The following is a 23,605-nucleotide window of genomic DNA, read 5'->3' on the forward strand; positions in this document are numbered from 1 at the left end:
GGAGAACACCCCACGATGGCACCGGACCAGCCGATCCTTCCCCCCGTTCGACTGCGCTCGGACGCGGAGCTGGCCCGGGACGCCCTGGCCGCACCCCTCCTCGCCCGCGCCGTCCGGCTCGCCCGCTGGGCCGGCCCGGAGACCCGGGTCGGCGCGGGCGGCGAACTCGCCGACGCGCAGCTGCCCGCCGCCGCCGAGGCGCTCGGCCTGACCGCCGACGAGGACGGCGAGGCGGAGGCTGCCGAGGCCTGGCGGGTCGCCGTGGACACCGGCCTGGTCGAGATCCACGACCCCGAGGACGCCGAGAGCGGCAAGGAGGCCGAGGAAGCCGGGGACGCCGAGGGCACCGTCACCGCCGGCGAGAACCTGGCGGCGCTGACCGGAGGTTCGCCCAAGGACGTGCTCGCCGTCTGGCTGGAGGGCTTCGAGTCGGTCTTCGACGACGCCGCCGCGCCGTACATCGACGACCTCGACGCGCTCGTCGGCCCGGACGGCGAGATCGACTTCGAGGCCCTGGACTGGGACCCCGAGGCCGAGGCCGACTTCCTGGAGGGCGTGCTCGGCAACCTCTACCTGCTCACCGCCTCCGAGGGCGGCTCCGGCGAGGGCCCCGTGCCGCTGCCCGCGCTCGCCGCGTCGATGGTGATCCCCGACGACATGAACGAGCCCACCGACGACATCCTGGAGCAGGTCTCCGACGCGATGATGCGGCTGGACGAGCAGTTCCGGATCCTGGAGCCCATCGGCCTCGTCGAGTACCAGCCCGTCGACGAGGCCCTGATGGTCGAGGAGTCGGAAGAAGACGTCACCGACGCCGGGCGCACCGCCGCCGCCGCGGGCGCCGCCGAGGAGCTCGACGACGAGGACGTCAGCCGCTACGGCATGGTCCGCCTCACCCCGCTCGGTCTGTACGGCATCCGCTCCCGGATGCTCGACGCCGGCCTGGCCGCCCCCGCCGTCGGCGACCTCGCCGAGAAGGACGCCGACACCCTGCTGGCCGGGGTCGTCCACTACCCGCAGGAGGCGGCCCGCGCCGAGGTCGCCGGCTGGCTCGCCGCCCGGGAGGTCCCGGCCGCGGCCCGCGACCTGCTCGCCGCCGCCCGGGGCAGCGAGCCCGGCGCCCCGCTGCGCCGGCTCCACGCCCAGCAGGCCCTGTCCCTGGTCGGCGCGGAGGCCGAGCCGGTCGTCCGGGAGGTCCTGGACGACGCCGAACTCGGCGGTCTGGCCCGGGTCTGGCTCGCCGAGCGCGGCGCGGCCGACATCCCCGCGCCGCCGGAGTCGATGATCTTCTGGCTGGCCATCGACACCATCGCCGCCCACCTCGACGCCGAGGGCGAGCTGGAGGAACTCCAGGACCTCATCGAGGGCCTGACCGGCCGCCACGGCGGTTTCTTCGACCAGGCCTGGCGGGTCGACCACCCGTCCACGGCCGATGTCCTGGAGGCGATGGGCCGGCTGCACCGCGACAAGCCCTCCGCCAAGGAGGCCCGCAAGGCCGCGTTCAAGGCGCGCTCGCGCCGCTGAGCCCAGCCTCGTTCGTACGTTTTTCGTACGGTCCTTGTATGGCCCTTCGTACGCACTCGGCCGCCGCGCGAATCGCGCGGCGGCCGAGTGCTGTACCGGGACGGGAGGCGCTCAGAGCGCCTGGGCGGCGGGCTTCACCATGCCCCGTACGGTCCGGGACTTCACGAACTCGCCCATCGCCGTCATCTCCCACTCGCCGGAGAACTGCCGGATGAGCTTCGCCATCATCACGCCGGTCTGCGGCTCCGCCGTGGTCAGGTCGAAGCGGACCAGTTCCTCGCCGGTCGTCGCGTCGATCAGCCGGCAGTACGCCTTGGCGACCTCGGTGAACTTCTGCCCGGAGAAGGAGTTCACGGTGAAGACCAGGCCGGTGGTGTCGGCGGGCAGCCGGCCGAGGTCGACCACGATGACCTCGTCGTCGCCGGCGCCCTCGCCGGTCAGATTGTCACCGGAGTGCTTGACCGCCCCGTTCAGGATGGACAGCTTGCCGAAGTAGCAGCTGTCGATGTGATTGCGCTGCGGGCCGTAGGCGATCACGGACGCGTCGAGGTCGATGTCCTTGCCCCGGTACGCGGGCTCCCAGCCGAGGCCCATCTTGACCTGCGAGAGCAGCGGGCGTCCGCCCTTGACCAGGGAGACGGTCTGGTTCTTCTGGAGGCTGACCCGGCCCTTGTCGAGGTTGATCTTCCCGCTGCCGGCGGGCGGCGCCGGAGGAGCGGTGGGCGGAGCCGGCGGCGTCTGCCAGGCCGGCGGGGCCGCCGGCGGCGCGGGCGGGACCGGCGGTGCGGGCGGCGTCACGGGCATCGAGGCCGGAGCCGGAGCCGGGGCAGAGGCCGAAGCGGGGGCCGCGGCGGGCGTGGGCTCCTCGTCCACGCTCACACCGAAGTCGGTGGCGATGCCGGCCAGCCCGTTCGCGTACCCCTGGCCCACGGCGCGAGCCTTCCATACCCCGCCCCGCAGATAGATCTCCATGACCACGAGCGCGGTCTCCGTGGCGAGTCGCGGCGGGGTGAAGGTGGCGAGCACGCTGCCGCTGTCGGAGTCGCGCAGGGTCGCGGTGGGCTCGATGCCCTGGAAGGACTGGCCTGCGGCGTCGGGGCTCGCGGTCACGACGATCTTCTCGACACCGGCCGGGAGCGCGGCCGTGTCCACCAGGATCGCGTCCGGGGCCGTACCGCCGCCGGACCGGTAGGTGACACCGGGTCCGGCGGGCTGGTTGTAGAAGATGAAGTCGTCGTCGGAGCGCACCTTGCCGTCGGCGCCGAGCAGCAGGCCCGATACGTCGAGCCGCACCGGAGCGGTGACGTCCACCGCCACGCGCGCGGCGGTGAGAGGAATGTTCGAGCCGGGGGTCATAGCGGTCATGCCGGGGCTAACGAACAGGGTGGCTTTGCCGTTCCCTTACCCGCGCCCGGTTCGGCCACCCTGGTGACGCGGGTGCCGGCGGGCGGTACGTTCATTGCCGAATTTGTACGAACCCGTCCATCGCGCCATCACCAGCTGCGGGTCGCCGGCCTCCACCTCCGCCAGGAACCGGGCCGCCCGGCCGCCGCGCAGGGTGGCCGCGGCCCGGCCGCGATGGGTGATGACGACACTGCCGTCCGAGCGGTGGGCGTGGACGAATCCCTGGGGCTGAGGCATGGCGGGCATCCTGCCTTTCCGGGTCGCGCCCGTCACGCGCATATCCGCCGGTGCGTCTGTCTGTCTGCCCGCCGGTCTCTGCCCGCCCGTTCATCCGCCGGTAGGGGACTGCCCGCCCGTTCATCCGCCGGTGGGGGACTGCCCGCCGGTACGGACTCCGCGCCCCGCGCGGGCGACCAGGGCCGCACCGGCCAGGCCCGCGGCCCCGAGCAGCGGCAGCACCACCCGGACGTCGGCCACGGCCGCCAGCCCGGCGCCGAGGGCGAGGGCCACCGCGTTCGGCGCGAAGAGCAGGGTGTGCGCGGTGCCCGCCGCCCGGCCCACCGCTTCGGCCGGGACCTGCCGCTGCACCGCCGTCGTCGCGGCGATCAGTACCCAGGGCAGCCCCACCCCGATCAGGACGCTCGCGGCGAGCGCGCCCGGTTCGTACGGCAGGGCCCGCCCCGCCGCGCCCACCGCGAACAGCGCGAGCCCCAGCGCGGCCGGCGCCCGCTCCGGCAGCCGCCGCAGCAGCGGACCCGCCGTCAGCCCGGCGAGGACGGACCCGGTGCCCTGGAACGCGTACAGCACACCGGCGTACGCGGGGGAGCGGCCGAGGATCCGGTCGACGACGGCGTGGATCAGCGCGCCGTTGAGCCCCGCGAGCAGCATGGTGAAGCCGCCCGCCAGGATCAGCCGCCGGGTCACCGGGGATTCCCACAGCAGCCGGGCGCCGTCGAAGAGCCGGGGCCGCCGGTGCGGTGCGGGCCGCTCCTCCCGGACCCGCAGCAGGGCGAACGCCCCGGCCGCCAGCGCGAAGGTGGCCGCGTCGAGGAGGGCGACGGGCCCGCCGCCGTACCGGGCGAAGAGCCCCGCCGCGACGAGCGGGGCGAGTAGTTTCATCGCCTCGGTGACGGTCGTCCGCAGCCCGTTGAGGTCCCCGAGCCGGGCCTGGTCGAGCGCGCCCGCCGCGAGCGCCGTCTCCGCCGCCTCGTGGACGGCGCCCTGGGTTCCGTAGGCGAGGAGGACGGCGAACAGCAGCCACACCCTGCCGGGCCCGTCCACCATCAGCAGGAGCGGCAGCAGCGCCGCCATGGCCAGATTCGCCGTGATCAGCAGCGGCCGCCGCCGGACCCGGTCGGCGAGCGAGCCGAGCAGCGGCCCGAGGAGCGTGGGCGCCCACAGGGCGAAGGTGGTGAGGGCGGCGAGGCCGTCGGAGCCGGTGAGCGACTTGACCCAGACGCCGGCGACCAGCCACAGCGCCGTGGTGCCGAAGCCGGACACGAGGACGGCGCTCAGATAGAGGGGAACGCGCATGTCCGCAGGCTGGCCTCTGAGGTGGCCGTCCCGGATCGGTCATCTGCCCTACTTCCGGGCCGGGCCGGGACATCCCGAGACGCCGGCGGCATCCGGTGCCGACGCCATCCGGCGCGGACGGCTTCGGGTGCCTGCCACGTCCGGTGAGGTGATCCCGGGGTGACCTCGCGGCGAGCCCGGGGCGATCAGCCGAAAGTACGAGACGGACGCCGTCCGCCGCACCGGAACCGGCCATCGGATGGATGCCGCGCGACACGGCTCTGGCCGAGGGTGGGGCCATGGACCACGACACACCGCCGGCCCCCTCGCCCACCGTCCCCCGCGACCGTACGATCGGGCGCGCACCCCGCCGCCCCTCCCGCCGGACACGCGGGAGGACCGCCGCACTGGGGGCGGCTGTGCTCGCGGCCGTGACCGGGGCGCTCCCGGCACCCTCGGCACACGCCACGCCGCCCGGGCCGCTGATCCGGGCGGACACCGACCGGGACGGCCTCCTCACCCCGGACGACGACGCGGGCAAGGCGGCCTGGACCCGGGAGCGCGGCGCGCTGATGCTGCCCAACATCGACGACGACCAGCGGCGTTGCCCCGTCGCGGGCCCCGCGGGCGCGCGTCTGCCCGACGACCGTCTGGCGGACTGCGGCGACGCCGCGGACCCGGTGCTCGACGGCACGGCCGACCTCGCCGACCTCGCGCCGGTGCGGATCACCGCCGCACCCGTCGCGGCCGGGGCCACCGCCACCGTGGCCGCCGACCCGGCCTCCCGGGAGTATGTCCGGATCTTCGCCCGGCGGCACGGCCGGATGGTGCCGCTGGGGCCCGGCGACCGGCTGACCGCGGGCGAACTGCGGCACGGCGTCCGGCTCGGCGTGGAGGCCACGGACTTCGTCCGCGACCCCGCGAAGTGGGCGGGCTTCACCGACCTCGTCCTCCGGGTGGACCGCGACGGCGTCACGACCGAGGACCGGGTCCGGCTGCGGGTCGCGCCCCTGGTGTTCCAGCACGACTTGATGCCGATACGCCGGATGATGACGGCCGACCACACCACCGGGCCCGCCGAGCTGGAGCGCGGCACGCCCTACGATCCCGCCGCGCGGCCCCGCCCCGTGAAGCCGGGCGAAGCCGAGTTCCGCCGCGATCTGCGGCGCGGCCTCGACCGGGCCGGGCTGCCGGCCCCGCTCTTCAACTACCCCACCGGCGGCGACGTCTGGACGCAGGACCTGTTCAAGACCGCCTACGCGTCCATCCCCGCCCCGGGCGGCCGGGAACACCGGATCGGCGTCATCGTGCGGTCCGCCGACGTGATGCCCGGCACGGCCACCCCCGACTTCCCGCTCAGGGACGCCTCGCGGAGCGCGTTCGCGCTGCTCCGGGGCCCCGGCACGGGAGTGATCCAGCAGTACGACCCGGGGCGCGTGGGCAGTGACGACAGCCTGTACTACGGGTCGTTCAGCTCCACAGGGAACTTCGGAACCCTCCCGCCGTACACCTGGCGCGGCCACCGCTACCCGGTGGGCCGGATCGTCTACGGCGGAACGGCAGGCAAGGAGTCGCCGGACGTCTCCTTCACCCGGATGCTCGCCGCGCAGGGCTACCAGCGGCCCCTCGCGGTGGACACGAGCTGGCTGGGGGTGGGGCACATCGACGAGTTCCTGTCCTTCGTCCCGGCCCGGAACGACCGGGGCTGGGTGGCCGTCGTCGCCGACCCCGGCCTGGGGAGGCGGCTCCTGGAGGAGCTCGTGGCGCAGGGCCGGGGCGACGAGCCGCTGGTCCACGGGATCGCGCCGGGGGACACCGAGGACCCCGGCCTCACGGTCGCCGGCGCCCTGCGCAAGCCCTCGCTCACCCGGGGCACCGAGATCGCCCGGAAGGGCATCGACGCGGCCCTGCGCACCCTGAAGGAACAGGCCGGTCTGACGGACCGCTATGTCGTGCGGGTCCCCGCTCTCTTCGGGGAGATCGACCTGCCCGCCGGGTACCCGCGCCGGGACCTCGTCGCCAACTACCTGCCCGCCGCGGCCAACGGTGTGAGCACCGGCACCGGCGTCTACCTCGCGCCGCGCCAGCACGCTCCGCGCACCGCCGGCCGCGACGTTTTCGAGCGGGCGGCCGAGCGGGCCCTGAGCGGCACGGGCACCCGGATCTCCTGGGTGGAGGACTGGGCGTACGCGCACCACGTCGGCACCGTCGGCGGGGAGGTGCACTGCGTCACCAACGCGCTGCGCGGCCTGTCGGGGACCCGGCCGTGGTGGACCGAGCGGGACTGATCCCGGCGCCACCGGGCCGTCCCCGCGGCGGGCGGCGGCGACGCACGGCGGTGTCTCGTAGGGTCGGTGCCCATGAGCGACCGGCACTTATCCCTCCCGCACGCCTTCGGCGGGCTGCTGTTGTCCGGCCTGGCCGTCGCCGCGTGGGCGACCGTGCCCACCGCGGGCGTCGCGGTCGTCGCCGTGGGGGTGGCGGTGGCCGGCGTGGCGGTGGCGACGGCGGCCCGGCTGCCCCTGCCTCCCGGAGTCCGGCGGTGGCCGTGGCTCGTCGCCGTGGCCTCGGTGGCACTGACGGCCTGTCATCGGGGGCCGGTCGACGGCGCGACGGCCTGGTGGTGGGCCGCCGAGACCTGTGCCCTGCCCGTCCTCGCGGTGCCCGCCGTACGCCGGGCGAGCGGACGGCCTTGGGCCCTCGTCCACGCCCTCGGGTACGGCGCGGCGGTCGCCCTGCTTCCCCTGCGGATCGCCCCGTACCTCACGCCGCCCTCGCCGCCGGAGGAGATCGCCGTGCTGTGCCTGCTCTGGTCCCTGCCGGCGGCGGGCGCCGCGGCGCTCGGCGGGTATCTGCGCGTCCAGGACTGCGCCAGGCGCCGGGCGCTCGTGGACCAGCGGCGGCGCCACCGCCTCGAAGTCGCCCGCGATCTGCACGACTTCGCCGCCCACGACGTCATGGGCGTGGTGGTCCTGGTCCAGGCGGCACGGCACCTGGCACGGGAGGATCCCCGGCGGGCCGTGGAGCTGTTGCCGCGGATCGAGGAGGCGGGGCTGCACGCGCTGGCCGCGATGGACCGCACGGTCTCGATGCTCAACGCCGAGGAGGACCCGGACCGGGAGGCGGATCCCGAGGATCCCGTGGATCCCGTGGATTCCGCGGATACTGCGGTTGCTACGGGTCCGGGCGGTGGGGAAGACGAGGCGCCCGGCCCGGCCGGCGCCCCGGCCCGGACGTCCGGACGGCCCTCCCGCCCCAAGGACTCGCCGCCCGTCTCCGAGCGCCGCCGTGACCTGAGCGAACTTCCCGCCCTGGCGGCCCGGTTCACCCGCACGGGCACGGTTCGGGCACGGCTTGACGTAGCCGACGGCGTGCTGGACGGGTTGCCCGCGGAGGTGGGCGGGACCGGCTACCGCGTCGTCATGGAATCTCTCACCAATGTGCGCCGCCACGCCCCCACCGCCCTCGCCGTCCACATCGCCGCGCGGTGGGTCCCGTACGGCGACGGCCGGGCGCTCTGCCTCACCGTCACCGACGTGGCCGGGGCGCCGGCCGTGGGTGGTGGGGAGGCCGGGGCCGGAACCGGGGCGGCCGTTCCCGGCTCTCCGCTTCCGGAGCGCTCGGGCGGCGGCTTCGGCCTCGCCGGCCTCACCGACCGTGTCGAGGCGCTCGGCGGCACGCTCGCCGCGGGGCCGCACGGGACGGCGGGCTGGCGGGTCACGGCCGTACTCCCGTTGTCCGGCGGCGCCACCCCGACTACCGGCCGGCCCGGGCGCACCGCCCCGGCGCGGCCCACGACACGCGAGGAGACCCGCGCATGAGCGGCACCGGCGCCATCCGGATCCTGCTGGCGGACGATCAGGAGGCCATCCGGGCCGGCTTCCGTCTCGTCCTGGACGCCCAGCCCGACATGACCGTGATCGGCGAGGCGGCGGACGGTGCCACCGCGCTGGACGCGGCCCTGCGGCTGCGCCCCGATGTCCTGCTCGCCGACATCCGGATGCCGGGCCTCGACGGCCTGGAGCTGACCCGGCGGCTCGCCGGTCCCGGCGCGGACCCGCCCCTCCGGGTCGTCGTGGTCACCACCTTCGACCTCGACGCGTACGTCCACACCGCCCTGCGCGCCGGAGCCTCGGGGCTCCTGCTGAAACGTTCCGGACCGGCGCTGCTGGTCGAGGCGGTGCGCGCGGCGATGTCCGGTGACGCCCTCATCAGCCCCCAGATCACCGCGCGCATGCTGCACCGGCTCGTCCCGCCGGCCCGCCGGGAGCCGGCTCGTCCCGCCGAGCCGCTGACGCCGCGCGAGGCGGAGGTCGCGGCGCTGGTGGCCGCCGGTCTGTCCAACGCCGACATCGGCGAGGAGCTGTTCATCTCGCTCGCCACCGTCAAGACCCATGTGGCCGGCCTCCAGCGCAAGCTGGCGGTACGCAATCGGGTCGGCATCGCCGCCTGGGCCTGGGAGTCCGGCCTGGCCTCCACCGAGCAGTCCCCCCGGTAGGGGCTCCGACTCCGCGGGGACCCGGCCCGGCCGGGGTCCTCAGGCGGCCGTCCCCGGTGTCCGGTTGCGTTCGCCGGCGGGTGGGGTGGCGTAGGCCAGCCGCCGGTGCTCCCGTTGGAGGATCAGGCGGACCAGGGGCGGGTGGAGCAGGCGTACGGGGGCGAAGTAGGCCCGGCCGAGGAGGTTGTGGAACCGTACGGCGGTGGCCAGGGTGACGCCCTCGTCGTCGACCACCACCGAGGCCCGGAAGTCCAGGTGGGAGGCGTCCTCGCCGAGCATCAGCTCGTGCTCGCCCGCGCCGCGTTCGGGGAACGGCAGGACGCCCCGCCAGGCCCGCGGGTCGCGGGGCATGCCCGGCTTCAGCGGCAGATGCCAGGCGTCGGCGTAGTCGGGGCGGGGGACCGCCTCGCGCAGCAGCCGGGCGCCGGCCGGGAGGGGTACGGCCTTCGGCAGGGGCCAGGCGAGCCGGTTGGCGAGCAGGGCACGGGGCGGGCGGCGGGCCGGCGGATGGGGCAGACAGCCGAGCGCGGCCCGCTCCACGTTGTCGAACAACTCCTCGATCATGATGTCGTGCACCGGCTCGATCGCCACCTTGAAGAGCGCGAACGACCGGGTGTCCATGGCCACTTCGAGCTGGTGGGAGATCCGGCAGCGACCGTCCCCGAGCGGTTCGACGTCGATCCGGTGGTGGCCTTCGCCGAGGCCGGGCTCGGTCATGTCGAACCGGACCGAGCGGCCCGGCTCGTAGGCGGTGACCCGGTAGCGGACCGAGCTGTGCCCGCCGTCGGCGCCGACGGAGAGCGGCCGGTCCAGGACCATGGCGGGCCAGACCGGGGTGGGGAAGAGGGGATCGTCCGGCGCGGACAGCCGGTCGACCAGGGCTCCGACCGTCTCGGCCGGGGCCTCGACGATCCTGTGATGGGCGTTTCGTACCGTGCGCGCGGCGGGCATGGCCGTACCTCCATACGGGAGCGTATGTTCTCCGTACGGTAGCGTACGGTCCATGCCCGAGCACCCGGAATCCGCCCCCTCCACGGACATCTCCGCCACCGGCGCGCCCATCGCGGACACCGGCGCCCCGGCCGCCCGGGCGCGGCGCGGCACCCGTCGCCGGCTGACCGCCGACGACTGGGCCGACGCGGCCCTGGCCGCGCTCGGCGAACGCGGCCTCGCCGGTGTCGCCGTGGAACCCCTCGCGGCCCGCCTCGGCGCCACCAAGGGCAGCTTCTACTGGCACTTCACCGGCCGGGACGCGCTGGTCGCCGCCGCCCTCGCGCGCTGGGAGGAGATGTCCACCGAGCGGATCATCGCGGCCATGGAGGCCGCCGAGCCCGACCCGGCCGGCCGGCTCGCCGCGCTCCTGCGCGCCGCGACCGCCTCCGCCGCCGAGGATCCGCTGGAGGTACGGCTGCTCGCCGCGGGCGACCACCCCGAGGTGGCGGCGGTGCTGGCCCGCGTCACCGAGCGCCGGGTCGGCTATCTCGCCCGGCTCTTCGAGCAGTTGGGCTTCCCGCCCGCAGAGGCCCGGCACCGCGGCTTCCTGTCGTACACGAGCTATCTGGGCCACGCCCAGCTCTCCCACGCGCTCCCCGGGGCCGTCCCCCTTGACGCCGCCTATCTGGCGGCGGTGACCGAGGCGCTGCTCAAGCCCTGAGGGCATGCGGGCATGCGGGCATGCGGGCATGCGGGTGTACGGGCGTACGGGGCCCGGCTCTACCGGGCCGGCTCCGGCCGGGCGGGCTCGGTCTGGGCCGGGGCGGCCCCGGCCGGCTCCGTACGGGCCGCGCGCCGTGACTCGTAGCGGAGCGCGGCACCCGTCACCAGGGCGCCCGTCCCCTCCCACAGACCCACCCCGAGAAAGCCCGCCGGGGCCCGCCCGGCGACCACGGTGAGCGTGAACACCGTGCAGGTCAGCAGCCGGAACGGCACCGTCCAGCGGAAGAACGGCTTCCAGTCGGCGAGCGCGGCCAGGACGTAGTAGACGCCCATGTTCAGCGCCGCCATCGAGGAAGCGGTCAGGAACAGGAGGGTGTGGTCGCCGTCCGTGCGGTCCGCCCCGGGGACGGGGTCCAGCCCCATGAGGCCGATCATGACCTCCGGCCGGATCAGGCCCACCAGGCCGAGGGCCGCCGCCAGGACGCCGAAGACGGCCATGGTCCAGCCGGACAGGGAACGGGGCAGACGCACAGCGGGTCCTCCGGTAAGCGGGCGCGCGCCGACGGGCGCGACACGAGGTGCGGGAAACGCCCGGGGCGCGGGAGATGCCCGAGGCGCATGCGACGTTACGAGACGCATGAGATACATGAGGCGCATGTGATGCATGGGACGCATGATCAAGGCACCTGCATATCGTGCGGCGGGGGCCGGTGATCAACCGGCCCCCGCCATGGGTCACTTACGCCGTCCCGGGCGCGCGGCCCGTCGGCCTGTCAGCCCTTCAGCGCGGCCCGCATCATCTGCTGCGCCACCGGCGCCGCGAGCCCGTTGCCGGAGACCTCCGAGCGCGCCGCGCCCGAGTCCTCGATCATCACCGCCACGGCGACCTCCTTGCCGGTCGCCGGGTCCTTCGCGTACGAGGTGAACCACGCGTACGGGGTCTTGCTGTTGTTCTCGCCGTGCTGCGCCGTACCGGTCTTGCCGCCGACCTCCACGCCCGGGATCGCCGCGTTCGTGCCGGTGCCCTCCTCGATCACCGTCCGCATCGCGTCCCGCAGCTGCTCCGCCGTCCTGGCCGATACGATCCGCCGGGTGTCCCCGTCCCGGAATGTCTGGAGCGCGTTTCCGTCGGAGTCCACGACCTCACTCACCATGTGCGGCGCCGCCAGCAGCCCGTCGTTGGCGATGGCCGCCGACACCATGGCCATCTGGAGCGGCGTGGCCGTCACGTCGAACTGCCCGATGCCGGTCAGCGCGGTCTGCGCCCGGTCCATGCCCGACGGGTACACGCTCGGGTAGGCCCGTACCGGCACGTCCAGCTTCTTGTCGTCGAAGCCGAACTTCTCCGCCGTCGCCCGCACCTTGTCCTGGCCCAGGTCGACGGCCATCTTCGCGAAGACGTTGTTGCAGGAGTAGCGCAGCGCGGTGCGGATCGTGGCGTTCGCGCAGGGCGCGGACGCGTTCTCGTTGGGCAGCACGGTCCGGGTGCCGGGCAGGGTGTAGGGGTCCGGGCTGCGCGTCGGCTCGTCCACCGAGCCGTACAGCCCGTCTTCGAGCGCCGCCGCCGCGACGACCAGCTTGAACGTCGAGCCCGGCGGCAGCGGCTGTCGCAGCGCCCGGTTGACCAGCGGCTTGTCCGGGTCGTCGGTGAGCCGCTGCCACGCCTCGCCGTCCGTCACCCCGGCGATCGTCGACGGGTCGTACGACGGGGTCGACACCAGCCCGAGGATCCGGCCGGTCTTCGGGTCGATCGCGACGGCGGCGCCCTTCTTGTCGCCGAGCGCCCGGTACCCGGCCTTCTGCACGTCCGGGTCGATGGTGGTGACGACGGTGCCCGGTTCCGCCTGCTTGCGGGTGATCGCGTCCAGCGGGTTCTTCAGCCGGTCGTCGGTGCCGTCGAGGATGTCGGAATAGATGCCTTCCAGCTGGGTCGCCCCGTACGCCTGGGAGCTGTAGCCGGTGACGGCCGCGTACAGCGCGCCGTCCGTGTAGTTCCGCTTGTACGCGAGATCGCCGCCCTTCGTCGGCGTCGAGCCGGTGACCGGCGAGCCGGCCACGACGATGTTCCCGAGCGGCTGCGCGTACTGCGCGATGGTGGTCCGCCGGTTGGACTTCTCGTGCGCGAGGGCCTTGTCTTCGTACGCCTGCACCCAGGTGGCGCGGCCCAGCAGGGCCAGCACCAGGAGCAGCGAGAAGACCGAGGCCCTTCTGATCGTCTTGTTCATCCCATATGCGGGACGAGTGGGCGCACGGGCCGCGTTCCGGCCGGTCCGGATTCTCAGTGAACCTTCATGGAAGGCGCCCCTCCGGTCGGGCTCCCGGGCCGGAGGGGCGTGCGGGTGGCCCGGCGAGGACGGCGGGCGATGGGCCGCCGCTCAGCCGGGGGTGATGAATCCCGACTCGTACGCCGCGATCACCGCCTGTGTACGGTCCCGGGTGCCCGTCTTCGCGAGGACGGCGGCCACATGGGTCTTCACCGTGGCCGGGCCGACGCCCATGAGCCCGGCGATCTCCGCGTTGGTCAGGCCCTTCGCCATCCGCCGCAGCACCTCCGCCTCGCGGTCGGTGAGCCGGGCCGCCCAGGGCGGGGCGGGCGCCGGGCGCCGGCGGGCGTGCTCGGCGGCGAGACCGCGGACGGCGGCCGGGTAGAGCAGCGACTCGCTGCGCGCGGCCAGCCGCACCGCGCTCACCAGTTCCTCCGGCGCGGCCCGTTTCAGCAGGAAACCGGAGGCGCCGACGCGCAGGGCCTCGTACACGTAGGAGTCGTTCTCGAAGGTGGTGACGACCACGACCCGGGGCCCGCTCCGGCCGCCCCCGTACTCCCCGCTCCCGTACTCCCCGGCCGCGGTGTCCCCGTCCCCGTCCCCGTCCCCGTCCCCGTCCCCGGCGCCGACTCCGGCCGCCCCGTCACGCCCGTACGCCCCCTCCGCCCCGGCCGTCTCTTCCACCCCGTCGGGCCGGCCGGCGAGGATCCGCCGGGTCGCCTGGATGCCGTCGATGCCGGGCATCCGTACGTCCATCAGCACGACGTCCGGGCGCAGCTCGCGCACCACCGACACCGCCTCGGCGCCGTTCGCCGCCTCTCCGACCACCTCCAGGTCCGGTTCGGCGTCCAGGATCACCCGCAGTGCCGTCCGCACCATCCGCTCGTCGTCGGCGAGCACCACCCGGATCACCGGGCACCCCCGGCGGGCAGCCGGGCGGCGAGCCGCCAGATCCCGTCCACCGGACCGGCCCCGGCACTCCCGCCGAGCAGCCGGGCCCGCTCGGCGACCCCGCGCAGGCCGCGCCCGCCGTCCGGACGGGCCACCGGCGCCGGGCCGGACAGCGGATTCTCCATGATGATCTCCAGTTCGTCGCCCGACAGCGTGATCCGCGCCGTCACCTTCTCGCCGCGCGCGTAGCGCACCGCGTTGGTCAGCCCCTCCTGCACGATCCGGTATCCCTCGCGCGACACCGCCTCGGGCAGCCGCCCGAGGTCCCCGCGCACCGTCAGCGCCACCCGCGCCGCGCCCGCGCCCCGGACCAGCGCGTCCAGCGCCTCCAGACCGGGGGCCGCGAGCGCCCCGTCGTCCTCGCCGCTGCGCAACAGGCCCAGGACGGCGTCGAGTTCGCCGAGCGTACGCCGCCCGGTCTCCTCGATCGCGGTCAGCGCCTCCCGTACGAAGTCCGCGGCCGGGTCGGCGGCGGGACCGGCAGCCGGGCCCGGCCCCGCGCTCGTAGCGGCGCCCGGGCCCGTACCCCCGCCTCCGCCTGGACCTCCGCCCGTCCCTCGCCCCGCGCTCCGGTCGAGCATCCGACGGGCGGCCGCGGCCTGGAGGGTGACGGCGCTCAGCGCGTGCCCGACGGAGTCGTGCAGTTCACGGGCGAGCCGGTTGCGTACGGCCAGTTCGGCGGCCCGCCGTTCGGCGGCGGCCAGCCGGTCGGCCGGGCTCGGCCCCAGCAGCCGGGGCGCGACGGCGGCGAGCCCCGCACTCGTCGCCTTCGACGCGCCCGCGAGCGCCAGCAGCATGAGCAGCCCGGAGGGCGGCCCGAGCCAGACCGACCCCATCCCGCCCAGGTGCCAGAACCCGACCAGCTCCGAGCCGCGCAGCCGGGCCGAGAACGGCAGCACCATGAGCGCCACGGCGAACGGCGGCAGCGCCAGACTGGTCCCGCTGAACAGCGCGCCCACCGCCGAATGCAGCGTGAACCAGGCCGCCGCCCGCCCCCGGGCGTCCCACCCGCGCGCCGGGCCGTCCGCGAGCCGCCCCGGCGGCACCGCGCACAGCGTCCGGACCGCCGCCACCGACATCGGCCGGGCCAGCGGGAAGAACACCGTGAGGAAGGCGAGCGGCACCCCCACTCCGTACGCCGCGAACTGCGCGGCGAAGGTGTCGCCGAACAGCGCGCCATGGCCGAAGAACGGGCTCACGACCACGGTGCCGATCAGCCAGAGCGGCGTGAACAGGGCACCGCCCAGAACGAGATGGAACCAGCGCCGTCTGGCCCGCTGCCCCACGAGCGCCCGGCACACGACGGCCGCCGTCACTCCGCCGAGCCCAGGGCGGGACGGCGACTCCGGGCGGCCAGAACGGCGGCCAGGCAGCCGGCGAGCAGGAATCCGGTGATCATCTCGCCAGCGTAGGTGGTGATCATCAGGGCCGTCGGCAGCTTTCCGGCCTGTTCCATGGGGCCGCCCGACACCCGTGTCACCCCGCACACCAGGGTCATGTACGCGCCCCAGCAGCCCGCGGCCCCGGACGCCACCCACGCCCAGGCCATCGTGGTCCGCACCCGCGTTCCGGCCGGCCGGTCCCAGACCAGGCACAGCGTGGCCACGGCGGCGGCCACGAGGAACAGTGCCCGCAGGAGATCCACGACCGCCTGGTCGCCGTGGTACTCGGAAGCGTACGCGGCGGGCAGGCCGACGGTCGCGCCCGCCGCCCACACCGCGTGCGTCGCGGCCGGCCCGACGGCGAGCACGGCTCCGGCCGTCGCGGCCACCCGCACCCGAGTCCCCGCGAGTCCGAGAGTTCCCCGCGCCCCCCGAGCTTCCCGAGTCCCCTGAACTCCCTGAACCCCTTGGGCCCCTTCGGTCTCTTCCGTCGCCGCGCCGAGCCGCCCGTCCCACACCCGGCTCCAGCGGTCGTGGGCGTACAGCGCGAACAACGTGCCGAGGCAGAGCGCCTGGACGATGAAGCCGCCGTACACGACGGGGAAGACCCAGGCGTCGAGGAACGGCTCGGCGGCCCGCCCGGTACCGGCCCCGGCGCCGGACCCGCCGCCGGCCCGGTCGCCGAAGGCGGCGAGGACGAGCTGGGCCGGATAGCCCGTCACGATCGGCGCGAGCAGCCCGGTGGCCGCCCACATCGGGAAGACCAGCAGCCAGGCCCGCACCCGGCTGCCCCACGGCCGGGTGAGCAGCAGCGCGAGCAGCACCACGAGCGCGTCGGCGAGCACGCTGACACCGTTGGCGACGATCATCAGGGTCCGGTGGTCGAGCAGTCCGCTGCCGTCCGGGATGCCGATCCTGCTGCCCGCCACCCAGGCGACCTTGAGCGCGATGTACGGCAGACAGGCGGCCATCGCGAGGAGACACAGCACCCGGCGGAGCGACCCCGGGGCGGCGGTGCCGGGCGCCGGCGGAACGGGCGCCGGGGGAACAGCAGCCGGCGGGATGGGGAGGGAGGTCGTCATGTCCTCAACCCTCGGGCCCCGCCCCGGCCCGGCGCGTCGTGCCGTACGGCGAACCGCCTCCGCCGCGCGGGGGAGCCCGGCCGGCCGCGCGGGTGACACCCCGGCCCCGGTCCGGGGCGTACGGAGACTGGAAGCCCGAAGACTGGAAGCCCGAAGACCCGAAGACCGGAAGCCCGGTGGTCGGGCGCCCGGAGACCAGGAGACCAGGAGACCAGGAGACCAGGAGACCAGGAGACCAGGAGTCCGGAGGCCTGGCGCCCGGATGCCGCGCGCCCGGCGAGGCGCTCCGGCATACGCCGTCTCACACGCGCACCACGATCTTCCCGACGTGGGTGTTGGACTCCATCAGCCGGTGTGCGTCCGGCATCGACTCCAGCCCCTCGAAGACCTCCGCGACCACCGGCGACAGCGAGCCGTCGCGCAGCCCGGAGCCGATGAAGGCGGCCATCCGGGCCCGCCCCTCGGGCGATCGCACCACCGCGCCGTTGGCGTACCCGCGCACGGTCAGCGGCCACTGCATCGGCACCTCGGCCGGCCGCAGGTCCAGCCAGCCGTAGAGCACCGCCGTGCCCTCCGGGCGCAGCGCGCCGCCGAGCCGCGCGAAGCCGGGCCCGCCGATCGCGTCGAAGACCACGTCGGCGCCCACCCCGCCGGTGATCCGGCGCACCTCGTCCACCAGGTCCTGCTCGTCGGTGGCGACGACATGCGGGGCGCCGAGCGCGCGCAGCCGCTCGCGCTTGGCCGCGCCGCGCGTGGCGGCGATCGGGACCGCGCCGACCCGCAGGGCGACCTGGATCGCGGCGGTGCCGACCCCGCTCGACGCGCCGGTGATCACCACATGGGCGCCGGGCCGCAGCCCGCCCGCCTCCACCATGCCGCCGTACGCCGTCGAGTACGCGAGCCACGCCGCCGCCCCGGCCACCGCGTCCACCCCCGTGGGGCGCGGCACCAGATGCTCCTCCGACAGCACCACGTGTTCCGCGTACACGCCGTGCACCCCGAAGTCGAAGTTGGCCGCGGCCATCACCGGGTCGCCGGGCGCGAACGCGGTGACCCCCTCGCCGGTCTCCTCGACGACGCCGGCCGCCTCGTAACCGAGCCGCGAGCCCGGCAGGGCCGGCTGGTAGAAGTAGTCTCCCGAACGGAACAGCGCCTCGGCCCGGTTGAGCCCGATCGCCTCGACGCGTACCCGCACCTCGCCGGGCCCGGGCGCCGGGAGTGCGATCTCCTCGACGGTGAGCACCTCGGGTCCGCCCAGCTTGTGGAAGACCACGGCCCGGGTCGTCGTCCCCTGCCGCGCCCGCTGTACCTGCCGTGCCTGCCGTGCCGGGGTCTGATTCTGATTCTGCGACTGCGACTGTGCCTGCTGCGTTTCCATGTCGTCGACCGTAGGCGGCAGTTGGCGAGACGGCCCATGTCTCTCCGGCTTCGCGGCATGTCCGATCGTCTCGCACGGTACCGTGCGAGACGTGGACGTACTGAGTGATGTCATCGCCGCCATGCGCACCGGCCGTCCGCACTCCTCCCGTACGGTGCGGTTCGCGCCGTGGGGCCTCCGCTTCCCGCCGGGCAAGGCCGCCGGGTTCCATGTCGTCCTCCAGGGCACCGCCTGGCTGCTGCCCCCTCGGGAGAATCCGGGCGGCGGCCCGGCGGCGGCTTTGCCGCCACCTCCCGTACGACTCTGCCCGGGGGACGTCGTCCTGCTCACCCACGGCACCGCGTACGGTCTCGCGGACCACCCCGACAGCCCGCTCACCGACGCCGTCCCGCTGCCCGACGGCTCCTGGCCCACCCCGCCCGACCGGGGGCCGGTCGGCGCCGAGGAGACCCTGCTGCTGTGCGGGGCCTACCAGTTGAGCCGCACCCGGCCCCATCCGCTGCTCGCCGAGCTGCCCCCGTACGTCCACATCCCCGCCCGGGTCGGCGCCCACCCCCGGCTGCGCGCGGCCGTCGAACTGCTCGGCGCCGAACTCGCCGAACCGCTGCCCGGATCCGACGCGATCGTGCCCGCGCTCCTCGACACCCTGCTGCTGTCCTTGCTGCGCACCTGGTGGCTGACCGAACGCGCCGACCGTTCCACCGGCTGGTCCGCCGCCCTCGCCGACCCGGCCGTCGCCGCGGCCCTGCGCGCCCTGCACGGCGACCCCACCCACCCCTGGACGGTCGGCGAACTCGGCGCCCTCGGCGGTCTCTCCCGCGCCGCCTTCGCCCGCCGCTTCACCACCCTGGTGGGCCGGCCGCCGCTCGCGTACCTCACCTGGTGGCGGATGGCGACCGCCGGACGGCTGCTGCGCGCGGGCGGCCTGCCGCTCCGGTCGGTCGCCGAACGTACCGGCTACGCCTCGGAGTTCGCCTTCGCCAAGGCGTTCAAGCGGGAGTACGGGGTGGCCCCGGGCCGGTACCGGGCGGCGGCCTGACCGCCGGGTCCCGTGCCCCGTAGCCCTGGCCCGAGAACCCCGGCCCCCGGCCCTTGTCTCCCTGGCCCCCTCGGGGCTCAGCGGCGGTGGCGCGGCAGCCGCAGCGAGGCCAGGGCCGTCACCGCCATCAGACCCGCGCTGATCAGGAGCGAGGGGCGCAGCGCGTGCGCCACTCCCGAGGCGGCCAGCGACCCGAAGACCGCCACCGCCAGCGCGCCCGCCGTCTGCCGGATCGCGTTCAGCAGTCCGGCGGCGGTGCCCGCGCGCTCGGCCGGTACGGCCTCCATCATCGCGGCGATGATCGGCGGCAGCGCGAAGCCGCAGCCCAGCGCCAGCGGGACGAGGAGCAGTGCCTGGACGGCCCGGGGCGTGTCGGCGTCCATCGTCAGCAGACCGAGCAGCCCGGCCGCCGCCACCACCTGGCCGGTGACGATCGGCAGCCGCGCCCCGTGCCGGGCCGCGACCTTGGCCGACAGCACGTTCACCGCGGCGAGCAGCCCCGTCATGGGCAGGAACATCAGGCCCGCGCCGAGCGCGGACAGCCCGAGCACCTGCTGGAAGTAGAGACCGAAGACGAAGACCATGCCGTAGAACGCCACGGTGCCGGCCGCGCCCGCCGACACCGCGACCACCACCGTGGTGTCGCGGAACAGGCCCAGCGGCACCATCGGATGCTTCCGGCGCGCCTCGATCAGCAGGAAGGCGGCGAAGGAGACCACCGCCACGCCGAGCGCCCACCACGTCGCCGGGCCGTGTTCGATCGCCGCGAAGGTCAGCCCTGCCAGCGCCACCACCGCCGTCAGTTGTCCGGGTAGGTCGAGCGGCGCGGGACGGCGGGCCGAACGCGCCACCCGGGCCAGCAGGACGAGGGCGAGCAGCCCCAGCGGCAGATTGACGAAGAAGATCCCGCGCCAGCTCCACGCCGTGGTCAGCGCCCCGCCCGCGACCGGGCCGAGCGCCACGGCGACCGTGCCGCCCGCCGCCCACAGCGACACCGCGCGGGCCCGCCGCGCCGGATCGCCGTACGCCTCCCGTACCAGCGCGAGCGAGGCCGGCAGCATCACCGCCGCCGCCACGCCCTGGGCTGTACGGGCCGCGAGCAGGGCCGGCAGGGCGGGGGCGAGACCGCAGGCGACCGAGGCCAGGGTGAAGCCGACGACTCCGCCGGCGTACGCCCGGCTCGCGCCGACCCGGTCGGCGAGCGCGCCGCTGGACAGCAGCAGGGCGGCGAAGGCGAGCGTGTACGCGTCGACCACCCACTGCAGTCCGGTCATCCCGGTTCGCAGATCGGCGCCGATCGCGGGCAGGGCGACATTGACGACGGAGGAGTCGAGGGTGATGAGCGCGAACCCGAGCAGGGCGGCGACGAGCGCCGGACCTGGGGATCCACCGGAGCCGGAGCCGGAGTCCGGGCCCCGGCCGGCGGCGCGGCGCGCGGAGGGTCGGCCCTTCGAGTTCGTGGCGGACGTCGTGGCGGAGGTCGTGGCGGCGGGGGCGTCAACGGCGTTCTGGAGACAGTCGGTTGAGGTCATGGATCAAGGCTGCGCGGCGGCGGCGCCCTACAGTAGTGGCCTGAATGCCATACAACCGGAGGTTCTGGCCATGACCGCTGTCCGGCGCGTCGCGGTGATCGCCGCCCCGCCCGTCTCGCTGTTCAACCTGGCCATCCCCGAACTGCTGCTCGCCAAGGTCGAGGTGGACGGCGGGCCCGGCTACGAGACGGTCGTATGCACGCCCGCCCCGGGCCCGGTCGCCACCAGCGGCGGCCTGGACCTGTACATCCCGCGCGGACTCGACGCCGTCGACGACGCCGACACCGTGATCCTGGCCGGCAGCGGCCCGGTCGACGCCCCCGAGCCGCGCGTCGTCGAAACCCTGCGCCGCGCCGCCGCCGAGGGCAAGCGGATCGCCGCCATCTGCACCGGATCGTTCGGCCTGGCCGCCGCCGGACTCCTCGACGGCCGCAGCGCCACCACGTACTGGGCCTACCGCGAACGGCTCGCCGCGCTCCACCCGGACGTCGACCTCCAGGACGACGTCCTCTTCGTCCAGGACGGCCAACTGGTCACCTCCTCGGGCTACGCCGCCGGGATCGACCTGTGCCTGCACCTCATCCGGACCGACCACGGCGCCGCCGTCGCCAACACCGTGGCCCGGCTCGCGCTGGTCGCGCCCGTACGGCCCGGCGGGCAGGCGCAGTTCACGCTCACCCCGCTGCCGCCCGAGCGGGGGGTCTCCTTCGCCGCCACGCGCGCGTGGGCCATGGAGCACCTCGACCGGCCGCTCACCCTCACCGATCTGGCCCGTCAGGCCGGGGTCTCCGTGCGCACCCTCTCCCGCCGTTTCCACGCCGAGACCGGCGTCAGTCCGCTCCAGTGGCTGCTGCACCAGCGCGTCGAGCGGGCCAAGGAACTCCTGGAGACCACCGCGCTGCCGATGGATGTGCTGGCCCGCGCGTGCGGTCTCGGGACGGCGGACTCGCTGCGCCGGCACATGCTCCAGCGGACTGGACTCACCCCCAGCGCGTACCGGGCCTCCTTCAGCCGGCTGACGGGCGCGTGACGGCCCGGGCGTGACGTTCCATCAGCGCACGCGTCCGCCGCTCGGTCTCCCCGGAGGGGACGAGCGGCCGGAGATCCGGATCGAATCAGGGGTTAGGGGCGGTCCACGGGATGCCGAAGGCTTTTTGGAGGGCGAGGAGCAGCCGCAAGAAAGTGAACAGGAAGTCCTCGTCCCGCCGGAGCGCCTCGATCACGACGAGCAGGCCGTCGCCCCGCGCACGCACAGCGGGGCGGTGCGCGCGACTCGCGCGCACCCGAACGGGGGTACAGACTGAGAGGAGAGCACGCGCGAGCGACGTGCGCCGGTACGTCAGCCGTGTGCGCATCACCGCACGCCTGTGCGTAACACCGCATGTCAGGAGTCGGTCATGCCGGAGAAACCGGAAGAGATCCCGACCATCACCGTGTCGCTGGAGGACATCAGACCCACGGCCATCGGATCGCAGTCCTTCGCGGCCCGCGTCGACTTGGGCGGATTGAGCGGCCTTGCCGATCTGCACCTCCTCGGCGGTCCCACCGGACGGCCCATCACCGTGAACTCGCACGTGTTCGCCTCGATCGCGGAATACCAGGGTGCCCCGGGAACGCCCAGGTTCATGGGCGCTGCGAAGATGAGCGTCCTGAACATCGTGCCCGGGGACGACGACGCGTTCACCCGCATCTTCATCGACTGGCCCAGTGAACTGACCGCGGTGGTCGACTTCCTCGTCATCAATGACTGACCCCGCCCCGCCGGGCCGCGCCGATGACCACCGGCACGGTGGACTCATTGACGGAGGAGGGGTGGGAACCCAGGCTGGAGCCATGGATTCTCAGGAAACCCTGGTACCCCTCGGCGGTGCCGAGTTCGCGCCCACCTGGACCTACCTCAACACCTCCGCCTGCGGGCTGCTGCCGCGCCGCGCCATCGAGGCCGTCACCCTGCTCGCCGAGGAGACCGCGGCCGGCCGAGCCGACGGCGCCGGGGACTTCGGCATCGTCGACGAGGCCCGGGCCGCCTTCGCCCGGCTCGCGCACGTCACCCCCGACCGGGTCGCCGTCGGCAGCTCGGTCTCCGTCCATATCGGCATGGTGGCGCAGTCCATGCCGGCCGGCGCCGAGATCCTGTTCCCCGAAGGGGACTTCTCCTCCTTGATCACCCCCTTCACCGTGCGCGGCGACCTGAAGACCCGGTTCGTCCCGCTGGAGCGGCTCGCCGAGTCCGTACGCCCCGGGACCGCGCTCGTCGCCTTCTCCGCCGTCCAGTCGGCCGACGGCCGCACCGCCGACTTCGCGGCCGTCCGCGCCGCGGCGGCCGCGCACGGCGCCCGTACCCTCTGCGACGCCACCCAGTCCGCGGGCTGGCTGCCGCTGTACGCGGGGGAGTGGGACTTCACCGTCGCCGGCGGCTACAAGTACCTGCTCTGCCCGCGCGGGGCGTCCTTCCTCACCGTCACCGAGGAGGCCCAGGACGCGCTGCTGCCGATCCACGCGGGCTGGGTCACCGGCGAGGAGCTGTGGACCAACAGCTACGGACCGGTGCGCGAACTGGCCCACTCCGCGCGGCGGTTCGACGAACCACCGGCCTTCCCCTCGTACCACGGCGCGGCCCGCTCCCTCGCCCTCCTGGAGGAAATCGGGATCGAGCGGATCGAGGCGCACGACAAGGCGCTCGCCGCCCGCTTCCGCGCCGGACTCACCGAGATCGGTCACACCCCCGTCGCGGACGACTCGACCGTCGTCGCCGTCCCGGGCCTCGGCGACCGCGCCGACGCGCTGCGGGAGGCCGGGGTACTGCTCTCGGCCCGCGCGGGCAACCTGCGGGCCTCCTTCCACCTGTACAACTCGGCCGCCGACGTCGACCGGGTCCTGGAGGTCCTCGCCGGATGACCCGCGAACTCTTCAACGTCCGGCTGCTGCCCGCCGACGACGCCCCGGAGGCCCTGGGGCAAGCCCAGGCGGCCCCGGCGCCGCTGACCGACGAGGAGGAACGGCGGTACCAGGCCCTGCTGGTACGCGAACTCGGCGACACGATCGCCGGCCAAGGCTGGGCGCGCTACCCGGCGTACACACCGGAGGACCGCCGCCGGCTGGTCGCCGTCGCCCACCGGCTCACGACCCACTGGGGGCAGCGGGTGTACGTCGAAGCCGAGGACCTCACCCGCCTGCGGCTCTTCCTCGCCGGGTACGGCGAGGAAGAGGAAGGCGGCTGAGGGACGACCGGGGCCGGGGCCCGGGCTTGCGGCCCGGGCCCCGGCCGGCGGGGGGGGGCCCCCCGCCGGGGGGGCGGGGGGTGCCCCGGGGGCGCCGGCCCCCCCCCCGGCCGGAAACCCCAACGCGCGGGGGGCGGCCACCCCACCCGGAGCCCCCGGCGC

At 74.9% G+C, this 23,605-nt stretch carries 22 protein-coding genes; 10 read left to right on the plus strand and 12 right to left on the minus strand.

Going from position 1 to position 23,605, the window contains the following annotated elements:
- The first annotated feature begins 15 nt into the window (after nt 1-15).
- Nucleotides 16-1,524, plus strand: a complete 1,509-nt coding sequence (locus ACGFRB_RS32185; protein ID WP_393248078.1) for a hypothetical protein — start codon at nt 16-18, stop codon at nt 1,522-1,524.
- A gap of 111 nt (nt 1,525-1,635) precedes the next feature.
- On the opposite strand, the gene ACGFRB_RS32190 is transcribed toward ACGFRB_RS32185, so the two are convergent.
- The 3 genes from ACGFRB_RS32190 to ACGFRB_RS32200 form a co-directional block, all read right to left on the minus strand.
- Nucleotides 1,636-2,880, minus strand: coding sequence for a TerD family protein (locus ACGFRB_RS32190; protein WP_393248119.1), 1,245 nt, complete (start codon nt 2,878-2,880; stop codon nt 1,636-1,638).
- 45 nt (nt 2,881-2,925) lie between these two features.
- Nucleotides 2,926-3,165 (minus strand): hypothetical protein, encoded by a 240-nt coding sequence (locus ACGFRB_RS32195; RefSeq protein ID WP_363008428.1) that lies wholly within the window; start codon nt 3,163-3,165, stop codon nt 2,926-2,928.
- A 120-nt stretch (nt 3,166-3,285) separates the two neighbouring features.
- The gene (locus ACGFRB_RS32200; protein ID WP_393248080.1) at nt 3,286-4,461 is read right to left on the minus strand and encodes an MFS transporter; all 1,176 of its coding nucleotides are present in this window, start codon (nt 4,459-4,461) and stop codon (nt 3,286-3,288) included.
- 410 nt (nt 4,462-4,871) lie between these two features.
- On the opposite strand from ACGFRB_RS32200, the gene ACGFRB_RS32205 reads away from it, so the two are divergent.
- The 3 genes from ACGFRB_RS32205 (at nt 4,872) to ACGFRB_RS32215 (ending at nt 8,938) form a co-directional block, all read left to right on the plus strand.
- Entirely contained in the window at nt 4,872-6,728 is a 1,857-nt protein-coding gene (locus tag ACGFRB_RS32205) for a protein-arginine deiminase family protein (RefSeq protein ID WP_393248082.1), read from the plus strand.
- A 72-nt stretch (nt 6,729-6,800) separates the two neighbouring features.
- Nucleotides 6,801-8,261 (plus strand): sensor histidine kinase, encoded by a 1,461-nt coding sequence (locus tag ACGFRB_RS32210; RefSeq protein WP_393248084.1) that lies wholly within the window; start codon nt 6,801-6,803, stop codon nt 8,259-8,261.
- A complete protein-coding gene (locus ACGFRB_RS32215; protein ID WP_393248088.1) occupies nt 8,258-8,938 on the plus strand; it encodes a response regulator in 681 nt (226 codons plus the stop codon). The genes ACGFRB_RS32210 and ACGFRB_RS32215 overlap by 4 nt, the downstream gene beginning before the upstream one ends.
- Before the next feature lie 39 nt (nt 8,939-8,977).
- Here the strand turns inward: ACGFRB_RS32215 and ACGFRB_RS32220 are convergent, their stop codons facing one another.
- Nucleotides 8,978-9,889, minus strand: a complete 912-nt coding sequence (locus ACGFRB_RS32220; protein WP_393248090.1) for a DUF2867 domain-containing protein — start codon at nt 9,887-9,889, stop codon at nt 8,978-8,980.
- A gap of 52 nt (nt 9,890-9,941) precedes the next feature.
- Here ACGFRB_RS32220 and ACGFRB_RS32225 point away from each other — a divergent pair, with 52 nt between their 5' ends.
- Nucleotides 9,942-10,592, plus strand: a complete 651-nt coding sequence (locus ACGFRB_RS32225; protein ID WP_393248092.1) for a TetR/AcrR family transcriptional regulator — start codon at nt 9,942-9,944, stop codon at nt 10,590-10,592.
- A gap of 59 nt (nt 10,593-10,651) precedes the next feature.
- Here ACGFRB_RS32225 and ACGFRB_RS32230 read toward each other — a convergent pair whose 3' ends face one another.
- The 6 genes from ACGFRB_RS32230 to ACGFRB_RS32255 form a co-directional block, all read right to left on the minus strand.
- Nucleotides 10,652-11,092 (minus strand): hypothetical protein, encoded by a 441-nt coding sequence (locus ACGFRB_RS32230; RefSeq protein ID WP_393248121.1) that lies wholly within the window; start codon nt 11,090-11,092, stop codon nt 10,652-10,654.
- A gap of 275 nt (nt 11,093-11,367) precedes the next feature.
- Entirely contained in the window at nt 11,368-12,819 is a 1,452-nt protein-coding gene (locus ACGFRB_RS32235; RefSeq protein ID WP_393248094.1) for a peptidoglycan D,D-transpeptidase FtsI family protein, read from the minus strand.
- Nucleotides 12,820-12,969: 150 nt separating this feature from the next.
- On the minus strand, nt 12,970-13,767 hold the full coding sequence (locus ACGFRB_RS32240; protein ID WP_393248123.1) for a response regulator: 798 nt from the start codon (nt 13,765-13,767) through the stop codon (nt 12,970-12,972).
- Nucleotides 13,767-15,125, minus strand: a complete 1,359-nt coding sequence (locus tag ACGFRB_RS32245) for a sensor histidine kinase (RefSeq protein ID WP_393248096.1) — start codon at nt 15,123-15,125, stop codon at nt 13,767-13,769. The genes ACGFRB_RS32240 and ACGFRB_RS32245 overlap by 1 nt, the downstream gene beginning before the upstream one ends.
- Nucleotides 15,122-16,273, minus strand: a complete 1,152-nt coding sequence (locus ACGFRB_RS32250) for a hypothetical protein (protein WP_393248098.1) — start codon at nt 16,271-16,273, stop codon at nt 15,122-15,124. The genes ACGFRB_RS32245 and ACGFRB_RS32250 overlap by 4 nt, the downstream gene beginning before the upstream one ends.
- 301 nt (nt 16,274-16,574) lie before the next feature.
- Nucleotides 16,575-17,651, minus strand: a complete 1,077-nt coding sequence (locus tag ACGFRB_RS32255; protein ID WP_393248100.1) for a zinc-dependent alcohol dehydrogenase family protein — start codon at nt 17,649-17,651, stop codon at nt 16,575-16,577.
- Between the two features lie 91 nt (nt 17,652-17,742).
- On the opposite strand from ACGFRB_RS32255, the gene ACGFRB_RS32260 reads away from it, so the two are divergent.
- Nucleotides 17,743-18,690 (plus strand): AraC family transcriptional regulator, encoded by a 948-nt coding sequence (locus tag ACGFRB_RS32260; protein ID WP_393248102.1) that lies wholly within the window; start codon nt 17,743-17,745, stop codon nt 18,688-18,690.
- Nucleotides 18,691-18,767: 77 nt separating this feature from the next.
- Here ACGFRB_RS32260 and ACGFRB_RS32265 read toward each other — a convergent pair whose 3' ends face one another.
- Complete coding sequence (locus ACGFRB_RS32265; RefSeq protein WP_393248104.1) at nt 18,768-20,222, minus strand: MFS transporter; 1,455 nt, start codon at nt 20,220-20,222, stop codon at nt 18,768-18,770.
- Between the two features lie 70 nt (nt 20,223-20,292).
- Between ACGFRB_RS32265 and ACGFRB_RS32270 the strand changes: the two genes are divergently transcribed.
- A complete protein-coding gene (locus ACGFRB_RS32270; protein WP_393248105.1) occupies nt 20,293-21,252 on the plus strand; it encodes a GlxA family transcriptional regulator in 960 nt (319 codons plus the stop codon).
- Between the two features lie 85 nt (nt 21,253-21,337).
- On the opposite strand, the gene ACGFRB_RS32275 is transcribed toward ACGFRB_RS32270, so the two are convergent.
- The gene (locus ACGFRB_RS32275; protein WP_393248107.1) at nt 21,338-21,475 is read right to left on the minus strand and encodes a hypothetical protein; all 138 of its coding nucleotides are present in this window, start codon (nt 21,473-21,475) and stop codon (nt 21,338-21,340) included.
- Nucleotides 21,476-21,619: 144 nt separating this feature from the next.
- On the opposite strand from ACGFRB_RS32275, the gene ACGFRB_RS32280 reads away from it, so the two are divergent.
- The 3 genes from ACGFRB_RS32280 (at nt 21,620) to ACGFRB_RS32290 (ending at nt 23,443) form a co-directional block, all read left to right on the plus strand.
- Complete coding sequence (locus ACGFRB_RS32280) at nt 21,620-21,973, plus strand: hypothetical protein (RefSeq protein ID WP_393248109.1); 354 nt, start codon at nt 21,620-21,622, stop codon at nt 21,971-21,973.
- Nucleotides 21,974-22,055: 82 nt separating this feature from the next.
- Nucleotides 22,056-23,120: an aminotransferase class V-fold PLP-dependent enzyme gene (locus ACGFRB_RS32285; protein ID WP_393248111.1), complete on the plus strand. Its 1,065-nt coding sequence runs from the start codon at nt 22,056-22,058 to the stop codon at nt 23,118-23,120.
- Entirely contained in the window at nt 23,117-23,443 is a 327-nt protein-coding gene (locus tag ACGFRB_RS32290) for a hypothetical protein (RefSeq protein ID WP_393248113.1), read from the plus strand. The genes ACGFRB_RS32285 and ACGFRB_RS32290 overlap by 4 nt, the downstream gene beginning before the upstream one ends.
- Nucleotides 23,444-23,605 lie beyond the last annotated feature (162 nt).

This window comes from Streptomyces sp. NPDC048718 (genome assembly GCF_043198875.1).
Lineage (GTDB): Bacteria > Actinomycetota > Actinomycetes > Streptomycetales > Streptomycetaceae > Streptomyces.